14 protein-coding genes are annotated in these 13,184 nt (G+C 78.3%); 11 read left to right on the forward strand and 3 right to left on the reverse strand.

The annotated features are described in order from the left end of the window. Positions 1 to 277 precede the first annotated feature (277 nt). The 3 genes from MF406_RS05905 (at position 278) to MF406_RS05915 (ending at position 5,619) form a co-directional block, all read left to right on the forward strand. A complete protein-coding gene (locus MF406_RS05905; RefSeq protein ID WP_242897032.1) occupies positions 278 to 2,734 on the forward strand; it encodes a hypothetical protein in 2,457 nt (818 codons plus the stop codon). Further along, a complete protein-coding gene (locus tag MF406_RS05910; protein WP_242897033.1) occupies positions 2,734 to 4,347 on the forward strand; it encodes a DUF5719 family protein in 1,614 nt (537 codons plus the stop codon). The genes MF406_RS05905 and MF406_RS05910 overlap by 1 nt, the downstream gene beginning before the upstream one ends. A 159-nt stretch (positions 4,348 to 4,506) precedes the next feature. Next, positions 4,507 to 5,619 (forward strand): iron-containing alcohol dehydrogenase, encoded by a 1,113-nt coding sequence (locus tag MF406_RS05915; protein WP_242897034.1) that lies wholly within the window; start codon positions 4,507 to 4,509, stop codon positions 5,617 to 5,619. Positions 5,620 to 5,758: 139 nt separating this feature from the next. Here MF406_RS05915 and MF406_RS05920 read toward each other — a convergent pair whose 3' ends face one another. Then, a complete protein-coding gene (locus tag MF406_RS05920; protein ID WP_371744612.1) occupies positions 5,759 to 6,217 on the reverse strand; it encodes a metallopeptidase family protein in 459 nt (152 codons plus the stop codon). A 92-nt stretch (positions 6,218 to 6,309) separates the two neighbouring features. Between MF406_RS05920 and MF406_RS05925 the strand changes: the two genes are divergently transcribed. From MF406_RS05925 to MF406_RS05945, 5 genes are all read left to right on the forward strand, one after another. Further along, positions 6,310 to 7,251, forward strand: coding sequence for an ABC transporter ATP-binding protein (locus MF406_RS05925; RefSeq protein WP_242897035.1), 942 nt, complete (start codon positions 6,310 to 6,312; stop codon positions 7,249 to 7,251). Beyond that, the gene (locus MF406_RS05930; protein ID WP_242897036.1) at positions 7,248 to 8,000 is read left to right on the forward strand and encodes an ABC transporter permease; all 753 of its coding nucleotides are present in this window, start codon (positions 7,248 to 7,250) and stop codon (positions 7,998 to 8,000) included. Before MF406_RS05925 ends, MF406_RS05930 begins: the two co-directional genes overlap by 4 nt. 115 nt (positions 8,001 to 8,115) lie before the next feature. Next, entirely contained in the window at positions 8,116 to 9,240 is a 1,125-nt protein-coding gene (locus MF406_RS05935) for a sensor histidine kinase (RefSeq protein ID WP_242897037.1), read from the forward strand. Continuing rightward, complete coding sequence (locus tag MF406_RS05940) at positions 9,237 to 9,845, forward strand: response regulator transcription factor (protein WP_242897038.1); 609 nt, start codon at positions 9,237 to 9,239, stop codon at positions 9,843 to 9,845. The genes MF406_RS05935 and MF406_RS05940 overlap by 4 nt, the downstream gene beginning before the upstream one ends. A gap of 136 nt (positions 9,846 to 9,981) precedes the next feature. Beyond that, on the forward strand, positions 9,982 to 10,395 hold the full coding sequence (locus MF406_RS05945) for a DUF3499 domain-containing protein (protein WP_242897039.1): 414 nt from the start codon (positions 9,982 to 9,984) through the stop codon (positions 10,393 to 10,395). A gap of 136 nt (positions 10,396 to 10,531) precedes the next feature. On the opposite strand, the gene MF406_RS05950 is transcribed toward MF406_RS05945, so the two are convergent. Together MF406_RS05950 and MF406_RS05955 are read right to left on the reverse strand one after the other, a co-directional pair. Then, positions 10,532 to 10,849: a multidrug efflux SMR transporter gene (locus MF406_RS05950; protein WP_242897040.1), complete on the reverse strand. Its 318-nt coding sequence runs from the start codon at positions 10,847 to 10,849 to the stop codon at positions 10,532 to 10,534. Further along, the gene (locus MF406_RS05955) at positions 10,849 to 11,193 is read right to left on the reverse strand and encodes a multidrug efflux SMR transporter (protein ID WP_242897041.1); all 345 of its coding nucleotides are present in this window, start codon (positions 11,191 to 11,193) and stop codon (positions 10,849 to 10,851) included. The genes MF406_RS05950 and MF406_RS05955 overlap by 1 nt, the downstream gene beginning before the upstream one ends. A 308-nt stretch (positions 11,194 to 11,501) precedes the next feature. Between MF406_RS05955 and MF406_RS05960 the strand changes: the two genes are divergently transcribed. From MF406_RS05960 to MF406_RS05970, 3 genes are all read left to right on the forward strand, one after another. After that, on the forward strand, positions 11,502 to 11,693 hold the full coding sequence (locus tag MF406_RS05960) for a DUF5302 domain-containing protein (protein ID WP_242897042.1): 192 nt from the start codon (positions 11,502 to 11,504) through the stop codon (positions 11,691 to 11,693). Between the two features lie 89 nt (positions 11,694 to 11,782). Further along, positions 11,783 to 12,016: a Trm112 family protein gene (locus MF406_RS05965; RefSeq protein WP_242897043.1), complete on the forward strand. Its 234-nt coding sequence runs from the start codon at positions 11,783 to 11,785 to the stop codon at positions 12,014 to 12,016. Between the two features lie 176 nt (positions 12,017 to 12,192). Then, positions 12,193 to 13,152: a cation diffusion facilitator family transporter gene (locus tag MF406_RS05970; RefSeq protein ID WP_242897044.1), complete on the forward strand. Its 960-nt coding sequence runs from the start codon at positions 12,193 to 12,195 to the stop codon at positions 13,150 to 13,152. Positions 13,153 to 13,184 lie beyond the last annotated feature (32 nt).

Raw genomic sequence — 13,184 nt, forward strand, 5'->3', positions numbered from 1 at the left:
CTGGCCTCGCCCGGCGCGCTGTGGCGGGCCCGGCGCCGGGCCGCCGCCACCCGCCGGCTGCCCCGCGGGCGCTCGCCCCGCTGCAGGCCACCGGCCGGGACATCCGCCGCGCCAAGCGGGACGCGCGCCGCCAGGCCGCCGCCGCCCGCCGCGCCGCCCAGGCCCCCAGCGAGCCTGGAGGCTCGCCGAGCGGGCCGCGCTCGCCCGGCGCCGGCGGGCCACCCTCGCCGTCCTCGGCGCCGCGCTCCTCGCCGTCGGCCTCGTCGTCTTCCTGCCGGTGGCCCTGCGCGGCGCGCTCACCGGCGGCGCCCTGCTGCCCGCCGACGCCGGGCTCGGCGGGCTGTGGGCCGCCGCCCGCTCCGGCTGGGTGGCCACCGGCGACGGCGCGGCGGGGCCGGCCGACCCGCTGCTCACCGTGCTCGCCGTCGGCATGCTGCCGCTGGCGCCGTTCGGGGCCTCGACCAGCGTGCTGCTCGCCGCGCTGGTGGTGCTGGCCGTGCCGCTCGCCGGGCTCGGTGCCTGGTTCGCCGCCGGCGCCGCCACCCGGGCGGTGACCGTGCGGGCCTGGGCGGCGGCCCTGTGGGCGCTGGCCCCGACCCTGCTCGTCGCGGCCGGGCAGGGCCGGGTCGGCGCCGTGCTCGCCCACCTCGCGCTGCCCTGGGTCGCCCTCGGGATCGCCCGGGCGGTGGGGGTCGAGCGGCGCGACGTGATCGCCTCCGGGCTCGTCGGCGCGCGCCGGGTGCGCCGCCCGGGGAGCCCGGCGGGCGCCGGGGCCGGGCCGGCCGAGGACGGCCCAACGACGGGGACCGGGACGACGGCGACCGGGCGGACCGGCGCCACAGTGGTCCCGGCGGCTGCGGCGGGCGGACGCACAGGTGCCACAGCGGGCGCAGCGGCTGCGGCGGCCGGGCGCACCGGCGCCACCGCTGCCCCGGAGAGCGACCGGACCGGCACCACGACGGCGGCCGGACGGACCGGCGGCACCGTCGCCCAGGGCCCACCGGAGCTCCCGGCAGGCCAGGCAGCCGAGGCAGCACCGGCACCGGGTCCCGCCGTCCCGGACCCCCGGCCGGCGCGGACCGGGTCCATCGCCGCCGGCGCGGGCGCCGCGCTGGCGCTCGCCGTCGCCGCCGCGGGCGCCCCGGCGCTGCTGCCCGCGGCCGTGGTCGCCGTCGTGCTCCTCGCCCCCGTCCTGCCGCGCCACCGACTGGCCGTGCTCGCCGTGCCGCTGCCCGCCGTGGCGCTCCTCGGTCCGCTGCTGCACGCCGCCACGGCCGACCTCCCCGGCGGCAGCTGGCGCCTGCTGCTGGCCGACCCGGGCCCGGCGCTGGCCACCGCGGCGCCGGAGGCCTGCGTGAGCGCCCTCGGCTGGCCGGTCCCGCCGCCGGCCCCCGACGGCTGGCCGGCCGCCGTCGCCCCGTACCTCGCCCTCGCCGGCGGCGCAGCCCTGGTCCTGGCCGCCGCGGCCGCCCTGCTCCGCGGCGGCGGCCGGGCCCGGGCGGTCCGCGCCGGCTGGCTGCTGGCGGTGCTCGGCCTGGTCCTCATGCTGGGCTCGGCCCGGGTCGACGTGGCCCTGGGCACCGACCTCGCCGGCGCGCCCGCCGTGGCCCGCGGCTGGCCGGGCGCCGGCCTGTCCCTCGCCGTCCTCGGCCTGCTCCTGGCCGCCGTCGCCGGGGCCGACGGCGTCCGCGGCGCGCTGGCCGCCCGCAGCTTCGGGGTGGCGCAGGTCGGGGTGGCGGTGCTCGCCCTGGCCGCGGTGCTCGGCCCGGCGCTGACCACCGCCGGCTGGCTGCGCGCCGTCCCGGACGAGCCGGCCCTGCTCGCCCTGACCGGCCGGACGCGGGTCCCGGTGCCCGCCGTCGCCGCCGAGATGCAGGGCTCCCCGGCGCGGGCCCGGGTGCTGGCCCTGACCCCGCAGGACGGAACCGTGCGCGCCGAGCTCTGGCGCGGCCCGGGCCGCCAGCTGACCGAGACCGCAGCCGCGGCCGCGGCCCGGCCGCTGACCGGCGCCCCGACCGCCTCGGTGGTGCCCGCCGACGACGCCGACGCGGACCTGGCCGGTCTCGTCGCCCGCCTGGCCGTCGGCGCCGCCGAGGACGCCGGCCCCGAGCTGGGCGCGCACGCGATCGGCGTCGTCCTGGTCCCGCCGGTCGGGGACGTTGCCCCTGCCGACGACGCCGAGACCGACGGCGGCGGTGCCGACGCCGAGACCGACGGCGGCGGTGCTGACGGCGGCGCCGCGGTCGACGAGGCCGCGGCCGACGACGCGGCGCGCACGGACCTGATCGCCCGCCTGGACGCCACCGCCGGCCTGGAACGGGTGACCGAGAACGCCACCGGCGTCGTCTGGCGCGTCGCCACGGCCGCCGGCGCCGAGGGGGCGGCGCCGTCGGTGGCCCGGGCCCGCGTCCTCGCCGACGGGGAGACCGTGCAGGACGTCGACGCCGAGGTGGTCGGGATCGACACGAAGCTCCCCAACGGGCCGGAGGGCCGCACCCTGGTCCTGGCCGAGCGGGCCGACCCCGGCTGGCGCGCCTGGTACGACGGCCGCCCGCTGCGCGCCGTCCCCCAGGGCTGGCAGCAGGCGTTCGAGCTGCCCGCCCACACCGGCACGCTGACTCTCACCTACGCCGCGCCGTGGTCGACGCTGTGGTCCTGGGTCCAGGGCGTGGTCCTGGGCCTGGCGGTGCTGCTCGCCGTGCCGGTCCGGCGCCGCCGCAGCGAGGAGGACTGATGCGCACCTTCCTGCGCCGCACCGCCCTGACCGTCTCCGCCCTCGCCCTCCTCGGCGCCGCCGGCGGGGCCGTGGCCGCGGGGGAGGCGTGGGCGCCGCCCGAGCCGGTCTCGCCCGAGCCGCCGCGGGTGGCCGTGCCCGCCGACCCGGTCAGCGCCGTCTGCGCCGGGCCGGCCGCGCTCACCACCGGCGAGGCCAGGGGCGTCGACCCCGACGTCGACCCCGAGGATGTGTCCGCCCGGGCGGTCACCACCGTGCTGAGCCTGCCGCGAGTGGGCGGGGCGGGCGACGGCGCCGACGAGGGCGACGGTGACGCGGGCGACGCCGAGCCGGGCGCCGCGGGCGACGACGGCGCCGAGCGTGGCGACGCCACCGAGCCGGGCGAGGGCAGCTACCGCCTCCTCGACGGCACCAGCACAGACCTCGCCGCCGCCGGCGACGTCCGCGCCGCCACCACCACCGACCCGGCCGGCGCCGGGATCCTCCGCATCGAGCCGGTCGGCGCCGCCGCCGCCGCCCTGCCCACCGGTGCCACGCTGACCCGCGCCGACGCCGGGGACCTCCGCGGCCTGGTCGCCTCCCCGTGCCTGCCGGCCGCGACCACCACCTGGCTGGTCGGCGGGGCCACCGAGCTCGGGCAGAGCGCCCAGCTCACCCTCACCAACCCCGGCAGCACCCCGGCCGCCGTCGACGTGCGGCTGTGGACCTCCCTCGGCGTCGCCGACGCCCCCCGGCTCACCGGCCTGACCGTCGCCCCCGGCGCCCAGGAGACGGTGCTGCTCGAGGCCACCGCCACCGACCCGGCCCTCGCCCTGCGGGTCACCGCCGCCGGCGGGGAGGTCACCGCCACCGTCCAGGACCTGCGTCTGGACGGGGTCGTCCCGGCCGGCGCCGCCACCGTCGCCCCGGCCGCCCCGCCGGCGAGGACCCTCACCGTCCCCGGCGTCGTGCTGGCCGACCAGCCGGACGACGGCCCGCCGCCGGTCGTCCGGCTCGTCAACCCCGGCGACCGGCCGGCCGCCGCCCGGGTGAGCCTGCTCGGCCCGGACGGGGAGCAGGACGTGCCGGGCGGAGAGGCGGTGGTGCTGGACCCGGGCGCCGTGGCCGAGGTCCCGCTGACCGGCGAGCCGGGGACCTACGCCGTCGCCGTCGCCGCGGACCAGCCCCTGACCGCCGCGGTCGCCCTGACCCGGACCGGCAAGCCCGGCGAGATCGACCCGGACACCGCCCCGGTGGACCGGGCGTGGACGGCCGCGGCCGCGCCGCTGACCGCCGGCGTGCTCGCCGTGCCCGGCCTGGACGACCTCGCCGACGGCGCCACCCTCGCCCTGACCAACCCGGGCGCGGAGCCGGTCGCCGCCGAGCTCCGGCCCGTCTCGGCCGACGGCCACCTCGGCGACCCCGTCGCGCTCACTGTGCCCGCCGGCAGCACCCACGCGGTGGACGCCGCCGACCTGGGCGACCCCGCCGCCGCGGTGCTGCACGCCGACGGCGACGGCGTCGCGGCCGCCGTCGTGCTGACCGGCAAGGCCGGCGACGGCCAGCTCATCGACGCGCTGCCCGCCACCGCGGACCCCGCCGACGCCCGCGCGGTACGGGTGGACGTGCGGTAGGCGCGGGGCCCGGTGCGGCCGGCGGAGCATGGCGCGCAGCCCGGCCCCGGGGAGGCGAAGCACGCCGGCGCCCGGGGCACGTTCGGGACCGGGCCCCGAACTATCCTGACGACGGGTCGGGCCCTCATCTCCCGCTGCACTGGACGAGGAGGACAAGCGTTGCGTTTCACCCATGACCCCGCACCGGTCCGGGCCGTCTTCGGCCGCGGCGTGACCCGCACCGCGCTGCCCGCCGAGCTGCACCGGCTCGGCCGGGAACGGCTGCTGGTTCTCGTGCCCCCGGACGTCCGCGCCCTGGCCCGCGAGCTGACCCAGCCCCTCGGGCCGGCGGTGGTGGGCTGGTTCACCGGGGTCGAGCGGCAGGTGCCTGCCGCCGTCGCCGCCCGCGCCGTCGCCACCGCCCGGGACGTGCGGGCAGACGCGGTGCTGGCGATCGGGGACGGCGCCGCCACCGGCACCGCCAAGGTCCTCGCCCGGGACACCGGCCTGCCGGTGCTCGCCGTCCCCACCGGGTACGCCGGGTGGGACCTGACCGGGCAGTGGAGCGTCACGACGGCGGGCCGGACCGAGACCGGCACCGACCCCGCCGTGCGGCCCCGCACGGTCCTGCTGGACCCGGACCTGACCGACGCGCTGCCCCGCCGCGCCGCCGTCACCGCCGCGTTCCAGGCCCTCGCCCGGGCCGTCGAGGCGCACTGGGCGCCCAGCGCGGACCCGGTCACCTCCGCGCTCGCCGACGAGGCGGTGCGCACCCTCGCCGCCGGGCTCCGGGCCCGGGCCGGCGGGCAGGGCGACGGCGCCCGGGACGGGGACCTGCTCACCGACCCGGTCGGCACCTGGGCCGGCACCGCCGCCCGCGCCGGGGAGGAGCTGCTCTACGGCGCGTTCCTCGCCGCCGCCGCGATGGACACCGCCGGCACCGGCCTGCAGCACGCCCTGTCCCGCGCCCTCGGCACGGCGCTGGACCTGCCCGCGGCGGCGACCCACGCCGTCCTGCTGCCGCACGTGCTGGCCTTCAACGCCCCCGCGCTGCCCGCCGCCGTGCACGAGCGCCTCGCGGCGGCGCTCGGCGCGGACCGGGCCGCCGTCGGGCTGCGCGAGCTCGCGGCGCTCACCGGCGCCCCGCGCACCCTGGCCGACATCGGGCTGCGGCCGGCCGACCTGCCCGAGGCGATCGCCCGGGCCAGCGCCCAGCTGCCGGTGCCCAACCCGCGGCCGGTCGGCACCGAGGAGGTCCGCGCCCTGCTGCTGGCGGCCGCCGGGATCCGCTGAGCCGGGGCCCGGGGTCCGGGCGCCGTCGCCGGGCTGGTGCTCGGCTGTCGTTCCGGCCGCCGTCGCCGGGCTGGTGCCGGACGGGGTTCCGGCCGTCGTCGTCGGGCTGGCGCCGCCGGGGTCGGTCGTCGCCGGGAGGTCAGTCCTCGGCCGGGTAGTCCGGGTCGATCTCCTCCGGCGCCCGGCCGAGCATCGCCGCCACCTGCTCCACCACAACCATGTCCACGAGGTCCTCGAGGTCCTCGTCGGTGGCGCAGCGCGCCGTCACCGGGCGGCGGTAGACGACGATCCGGTGGCTGAGCCCGGCGGCGGGGTCGGCCGGGAAGTACCGCCCGAGGGCCACGCTGCGGTGCTCCCAGGGGGCCGGGTCCGACGGCGGCACCTCCTCGACCGCGAACTCCACCCCGGTCAGCTGCTTGCCCCAGCGGCGCTCCAGCCGCTCGACGCAGTCCAGGACGAGGTCGTCGAACTTGTCGGCCCGGGTGCGCCAGCCGGGGAGGGTCGGCGGCAGCAGCGGCCCGCGGATGCCCCGGCCGTGCCGGTCCCGCCGGCGGGCCGGACGCCGGACCGGCAGCGCCGGCATGGAGGGCTCGCTCACCCCTGGCAGCGTAGTCCGCATGACAGGTGTCATGCCGAGGACGTGACGGCGGGCCATCGTGCCCACCGCCGCGGCCGGCCACCGTGAGGGGCATGAGCACACCCACCGCTGACGCCCCGGCCGTCGAGCTGCGCGGCGTCGTCAAGGAGTTCCACCCGCCCGGCGGCGAGACCGTCCGCGCCGTCGCTGGCATCGACCTGACCGTCGCCCGCGGGGAGGTGGTCGCCGTCCTCGGCCCGAACGGCGCGGGCAAGACCACCACCCTGGACATGATCCTCGGGCTGACCCGGCCGACCGACGGCCGGCTCGCCGTCGACGGCGCCCCGCCGCGAGACGCCGTCCGCGCCGGCCGGGTCGGGGCGGTCCTGCAGACCGGCGGCCTGCTCCGGGACCTGACCGTCCGCGAGACCGTCCACCTGGTCGCGGCCACCTTCCCCCACCCCGCCCCGGTCGAGGACGTCCTCCGCCGCGCCGGGCTGCAGGCCCTCGCCGGCCGGCGGGTCGGCACCTGCTCTGGTGGGGAGCAGCAGCGCCTGCGGTTCGCCCTCGCCCTGCTGCCCGACCCGGACCTGCTCGTCCTCGACGAGCCCACCGCCGGCATGGACGTGGCCGCCCGCCACCGGTTCTGGGACACCATGCGCGCCGACGCCGAGGCCGGCCGCACCGTCCTGTTCGCCACCCACTACCTGGAGGAGGCGGACGCCTTCGCCGAGCGCATCGTCATGTTCGCCGGCGGCCGGGTGGTCGCCGACGGGACCACCGGCGAGATCCGGGCCCGGGCGTCCGGGCGCACCGTCACCGCCCGGGTGCCGGTCCCGGAGCGCGCCGCCGCCCGCCTGCGGGACCTGCCCGCCGTCGACAGCGTGGCTGTCGACGGCGGCCGCGTCCGGGTCAGCTCCCGCGACTCCGACACCGTCGCCCGGGTGCTGCTCGGCGAGCTCGGCGCCGCGGACCTGGAGATCACCGCGGCCTCGCTCGACCAGGCCTTCACCGCCCTGACCGAAGGAACCCTGACCGAAGGAGCCATCCGATGACGACGTACTTCGGCATCGAGCTGCGGCGGGTCGCCCGCGACTACGTCACCATGTTCTTCGTCGCCGTGCTGCCCGCGTTCCTCTACGTGATCTTCGGCGCCACCCAGGACTACGCGTCCGCGCCCGCCGGGCACGGCAACGCCGCCCTCTACACGATGATCTCGATGGCCGCCTACGGGGCCGTCACCGCCACCACCGGGGTGGGCGGGATGGCCGCCGTCGAGCGGATGCAGGGCTGGGGCCGCCAGCTGGCCCTGACGCCCCTGCCCGACTCGGGGTACGTGGCCGTCAAGGCGGGCACCGCGTTCGTCATCGCCGCCGTCCCGGTCGTGCTGATCTACGCCCTCGGGTTCTTCACCGGCGCGGAGGGCACGGCCGGCGCCTGGCTCGGCAGCGGCCTGCTGGTGCTGGTCGGGGCGGCCGCGTTCTCCCTCTACGGCCTGCTCGCCGGGCTGCTGTTCCGCACCGAGGCGGCCGTCGGGGCGGCCAGCGGCTCGCTGGTCGTGCTCGGGTTCCTCGGCAACGTGTTCGTCCCGCTCTCCGGCGGCCTGCTGACCTTCGCCCAGCTCACGCCGCTGTACGGGTACGTGGCGCTGGCGCGCTACCCGCTGACCGAGGGCGTGCTGATCGGCCCGGCCGGGCCCGGGGCGACCCAGGCCCTGTGGGTCCCGGTGCTGAACCTGGTGGTCTGGGCCGGCGTGTTCGCGGTGGCGGCGCTGCTGCTCGTCCGGCGGCGCGGCCGGCAGTGAGCCCGCGGGTGGAGGTGAGCCCGCGGCCGGTAGCGGGTTTGCGGCCGGCAGTGAGGCCGCGGGCCGGAGCTAGCCGGGGACCGGCGGTCAGCCCGCGGGCCACAATGAGGCCACGATGAGCGCCACGACGACGCCGGACGCCGACCCCCGCGCCCCCTGGGAGCGGTTCGCCTGGGTGATGGGCGCCATCTGGCTGCCCTTCCTCGCCTTCCCCCTCGTCGCCGCCGTCCGGTCCGACCACCACGTCCTGGCCCGGGCGGCAGCGGTCGCGGCGATCGCCGCCTTCGCCGTCCTCTACGCCTACGCGTTCAGCGCGGTCACCCGCTACGAGGACTGGCACGACGCGGGCCGGTTCGGGCTGCGGGCGCTCGGCGTCCTGGTCGCGCTGACGGTGGTGGTCGCCCTGGTCGTCGGCGTCACCGCGACCGGGATGACGACCTTCCTGCTGGCGTTCTCCATGTTCAGCCAGCCGCTGGCCCGGTCCTACCTGCTCGCCCTCGGCTGGGTGCTGGTCAGCGCCGCGGTCGTCGCCGCCGCGGGCGGGGAAACCTCGTTCTTCGTCGTGATCAACGTCGGGGTGGCGGTGCTGACCGGGATCGTCCGCTGGATCGACCACCAGCAGGGCGGTCACGACCGGCTGCGGCGCGAGCTCGCCGTCGTCGCCGAGCGGGAACGGGTGGCCCGGGACGTCCACGACGTCATCGGCCACAGCCTGACGGTGGTGACGGTCAAGGCCGAGCTCGCCGAGCGGCTCGTCGACGCCGACCCCGCGGCCGCCAAGGCCGAGCTGGCGCAGATCCGCTCGCTCACCCGGGAGGCCCTGGCGGAGATCCGCGCCACCGTCGCCGGGCTGCGCGTCGCCCGCCTCGGCGACGAGCTCGCCGCCGCCCGGTCCGCGCTGGCGGGGGCTGGCATCGCCGCCGACGTGCCGGCCGACCCGAACGCGGTCGACCCGCAGCACCGCCTCGTGCTGGCCTGGGTGCTGCGCGAGGCGGTGACCAACGTGGTCCGGCACTCCGGCGCCCGCACCTGCACCGTCCGGCTCGGCCGGGACCGACTGGAGGTGGTCGACGACGGCGTCGGCATCGACGGCGCGGCGGAGTCCACCGGGCTGCGCGGCCTGCGGGAACGGGTCGCCGCCGCCGGCGGCACGGTGACCATCGGCCCGGCCGACGGCGGCCGCGACCGGCCCGGAGCCGGCCCTGACCGGCCCGGCACGAGGGTGGAGGTCCGGCTGTGACGATCAAGGTCCTGCTCGCCGACGACCAGGCCCTCGTCCGCGGCGCCCTGGCCGCCCTGCTGCGCCTCGAGCCGGACCTGGAGGTGGTGGCCGACGTCGGCACCGGCGAGGAGGTGGTGGCGGCGGCCCGGGCGAGCGGCGCCGACGTCTGCCTGCTCGACATCGAGATGCCGGGCCTGGACGGGATCGAGGTGGCCGGCCGGCTGGCCCGCGAGCTGCCCGGGACGCGGTCGATCATGGTCACCACGTTCGGCCGGCCCGGCTACCTGCGGCGCGCGCTCGAGGCGGGAGCGAGCGGCTTCGTGGTCAAGGACACCCCGGCGACCGAGCTCGCCGAGGCCGTCCGGAAGGTGCACGCGGGCCTGCGCGTGGTCGACCCCGCGCTGGCCACCGAGTCGCTGGCCGGCGGGGCGAACCCGCTGACCGCCCGGGAGCAGGAGGTGCTCCGCGAGTGCCTGGACGGGCGGCCGGTCGCCACCCTCGCCGCCCGGGTGCACCTCTCGCCGGGCACGGTGCGCAACTACCTGTCCTCCGCCATCGCGAAGACCGGGACGTCGAACCGGGTCGAGGCGGCCCGGGCGGCGCAGCGGCGCGGCTGGCTGTGACGTCCCGGAACCGACCGGGACCGCCGCGCCGATGGCGCGCCGCGGCCGGGCAGGTGACTGTGTGCGGCGGAGCGACCGGGCCCGGCCCGGCGTGGGACCCGGCCGGCGGCGCTCGGCGGGGGTAGCCTCACAGACCGTGAGAGCCGTCCGCCAGTGCACCAGGTCCGCCTGCGACCGCGCCGCCGTGGCCACCCTCACCTACGTCTACGCCGACTCCACCGCCGTCCTCGGGCCGCTGTCCACCGCCGCCGAGCCGCACGCCTACGACCTGTGCGACGTGCACGCCCAGCGCCTCACCGTCCCGCGCGGGTGGCAGGTGGTGCGGCTGGCCTCGGACTTCGTCCCGGCGCCGCCGTCGGAGGACGACCTGGTCGCCCTGGCCGACGCCGTCCGCGAGGCCTCCCGGGCCACGCCCCAGGCCCCGGTCCCGGCCCAGCGCCCCGGGTCCGCGCTGCCGGCCCCCGTCACCCACCACCTGCCCGACCCGGCCGGTGACCGGGAGATCGCTCGCCGCGGCCACCTGCGCGTGCTCCAGGGCGAGAACGAGTAGGCCTGGGTGCAACTGGCCGGGGGATCGGTGACGGTGCCGGTGCGGAGCTGACGCCAGGACGCTTCTCCGCCCGCCCGCCCGCCCGCCCGCGACGACCTCGGCCCGGACCGCGGTGCTGTGGTTTGGTACGGCACCGTTACTCGGCGCCCAGCTCGACGAGCAGCACCCCTGCTGCGATGAGCACGATCCCCCCGACCATGAGCTTCGTCAGCGGCTCGTCGAACAGCACCCTGCTTCCCACCGCTGTCAGGGCGGTTCCGCAGGCCGTCCAGATGCCGTAGGCCACGCCGATGCCGATCCCGTGCCGCAGGGTGAGCGAGAGCAGGGTGAAGGCGACGAGGTAGCCGACGGCGACGAGGGCGAGCCACGTCCGCCGCCCGTCGATGCTGGCGCGCAGCGCCAGGGTGGCGGTGACCTCGGCGAGGATCGCGCCGGCGAGGAAGAGCCAGCCCATCAGGAGCCGCCCTCCTCGGCCGCCGCCCGGTGCGAGCCGAGCTCCACGAGCAGCACGCCCCCGATGATCAGGGCGATGCCTGCCGTCATGAGCAGCGTGAACGGCTCACCGAAGATCACCGAGGACAGCGCCGCGGTCAGCGCCACCCCCACGGCACCCCAGATCCCGTAGGCGACGCCCAGCGGCATCCCCCGGCGCAGGACGGCGGCGAGGAGGGCGAACGCTGCGACGTAGCCGACGACGACGACGGCGTACCAGCCGGGGTGGGCGACGGCGGCGCGCAGAGAGAGCGAACCAGTCACCTCGCAGGCGATCGCGCCGGCGAGCAGGGGCCATGTTGTCATCCGGGGATCCTCCCAGCACCCCTGCGGGAGGGCGAGGAGGCCGGGGCGAGGCAGCCGGCCCGCGCGGCGAGCGGTCGGCGTGGCACCACGTCGGCAAGGCACCACGTCGGCAAGGCACCACGTCGGCGAGGCACCACGTTGGCGAGGCACCACGTCGACGCGGCACAAACGGCGACGCGGCACGACGTCGACGAGGCGCACCGCCGACGTGCCGAGCTGGCCGCGCCGGCACGAAAAGGCCTGGTCACCGCGTCGGCGGCGGGGCAGTCTGGCCCGGACCGTCCGACCACGAGAAACCTGGAGGGACGATGGCCGACACCACGCCCGAGCCCGAGACGATCGAGGAGAACGAGACGCTCAAGGAGAAGATGCGTCAGGCCCTGGAGCGCAAGAACCAGCGTGCGCACCGAGCCAACCAGGCACGGCAGAACACCGGCACCATTCACGGGAGCCAGGTGAACGGCGCGGGCAAGCGCACCTTCCGCCGCAAGTCCGGCTAGGTGGGCGCCGAGCGCCCGCCGAGGTGGGATCACCGCGACCGCCCCGGCGTGCCGGCTCAGGGTGACGGCCCGGCGGTAGGGTGACGCGTATGGGCAGCCGTCCGCAGGCCAGCGACCTCATCGTGCCGTGGGTGCGTGAGCTGCTCCGTTGCCCGGTCACCGGGGCCGAGCTGGTCGACGCGGTCGGCCCGGACGGGCAGATCGAGCTCGTCTCCACCTCGGAGGTCAATCCCCTCGCGTACCCGGTGCGCGACGGCGTGCCGATCCTCCTGGAGGCCGAGGCACGCCGGCTGGCGGCGCCGGTCGCCGGCAGCCCCGGCTGAGCGCTGGTCGGCACGAGCCGCGCGTCGGCCGGACCGCCGGGCGCCGGTACGTGCTGGCGGCCCGAGCGGGCGCCCGGTACAGGCCGAGCGGCCGTGGGCCCGCGGCACTAGCCTCTCCCCGACGGGCCGCCCGGCCCGGCACGCACGGCACCGGCGGTGCCGGGGAGGGAAGGACCATGTCCGCAAGCGGAGGCACCCGGGCGGTCATCGCCGCCCTGACCGCGAACCTGGGGATCGCCGTCGCCAAGGCTGTTGCCTACTTCCTGACCGGGTCCAGCTCCATGCTCGCCGAGGCCATCCACTCGGTCGCGGACTCCGGCAACCAGGTCCTGCTCCTCGTGGGCGGGCGCCGCGCCCAGCGCCGCGCCTCCCAGGTGCACCAGTTCGGCTACGGCCGGGCCCGGTACATCTACGGGTTCATCGTCTCCATCGTGCTGTTCAGCGTCGGCGGCCTGTTCGCGCTGTACGAGGCGTGGCACAAGTTCTCCGACCCGCACCCCATCGACACCTGGCAGTGGGTGCCGGTCGCCGTGCTGCTGGTGGCCATCGCGCTGGAGGGCCGCTCGTTCTGGGTGGCGGTGCACGAGGCGGGTGAGGTCCGCGGGCGCCGCTCGCTGCCGGACTTCGTGCGCGCCTCCCGCGCCCCGGAGCTGCCGGTCATCCTGCTGGAGGACTTCGGTGCGCTGATCGGCCTGGTCTTCGGCCTCTTCGGGGTCTCGATGACTCTGGCCACCCACGACGGTCGGTGGGACGCGGTCGGGTCGGCCGCGATCGGCGTGCTGCTCGTCTGCATCGCCATCTTCCTGGCCCGGGAGATGAACTCGATGCTGCTGGGCGAGTCGGCGATGCCCGAGCACCACCGGGCCATCGAGGAGGCGCTGCCCGGCGAGGGGGTCGAGCGGGTGATCTACATGCGGACCCTGCACCTGGGCCCGGACGAGCTGCTCGTGGCGGCGAAGGTCGCGGTGCCGGTCGGCGCGGGCGCGGAGCAGGTGGCGGCCGCCATCGACGCGGCCGAGGAACGGGTGCGCGCGGCGGTCCCGCTGAAGGCCCAGATCTACCTCGAGCCCGACATCTTCCACGAGGGCCTCGCCCGGGACGACGGCGCCGCTCCGGCGGCCCAGCAGCCGCAGTAGCGGGGCGGGCCCGGGCGACCAGGGGTCCGGAG

Source organism: Georgenia sp. TF02-10, assembly GCF_022759505.1.
Classification (GTDB): Bacteria; Actinomycetota; Actinomycetes; order Actinomycetales; family Actinomycetaceae; genus TF02-10.

Bases quoted from the DNA above. Each gene is read 5' to 3' on its own strand.
- MF406_RS05925 (WP_242897035.1), top strand. From the start codon at position 6,310: ATGAGCACACCCACCGCTGACGCCCCGGCCGTCGAGCTGCGCGGCGTC.
- MF406_RS05935 (WP_242897037.1), top strand. From the start codon at position 8,116: ATGAGCGCCACGACGACGCCGGACGCCGACCCCCGCGCCCCCTGGGAG.
- MF406_RS05910 (WP_242897033.1), top strand. From the start codon at position 2,734: ATGCGCACCTTCCTGCGCCGCACCGCCCTGACCGTCTCCGCCCTCGCC.
- MF406_RS05960 (WP_242897042.1), top strand. From the start codon at position 11,502: ATGGCCGACACCACGCCCGAGCCCGAGACGATCGAGGAGAACGAGACG.
- MF406_RS05950 (WP_242897040.1), bottom strand. From the start codon at position 10,849: ATGGGCTGGCTCTTCCTCGCCGGCGCGATCCTCGCCGAGGTCACCGCC.
- MF406_RS05965 (WP_242897043.1), top strand. From the start codon at position 11,783: ATGGGCAGCCGTCCGCAGGCCAGCGACCTCATCGTGCCGTGGGTGCGT.
- MF406_RS05955 (WP_242897041.1), bottom strand. From the start codon at position 11,193: ATGACAACATGGCCCCTGCTCGCCGGCGCGATCGCCTGCGAGGTGACT.
- MF406_RS05970 (WP_242897044.1), top strand. From the start codon at position 12,193: ATGTCCGCAAGCGGAGGCACCCGGGCGGTCATCGCCGCCCTGACCGCG.
- MF406_RS05930 (WP_242897036.1), top strand. From the start codon at position 7,248: ATGACGACGTACTTCGGCATCGAGCTGCGGCGGGTCGCCCGCGACTAC.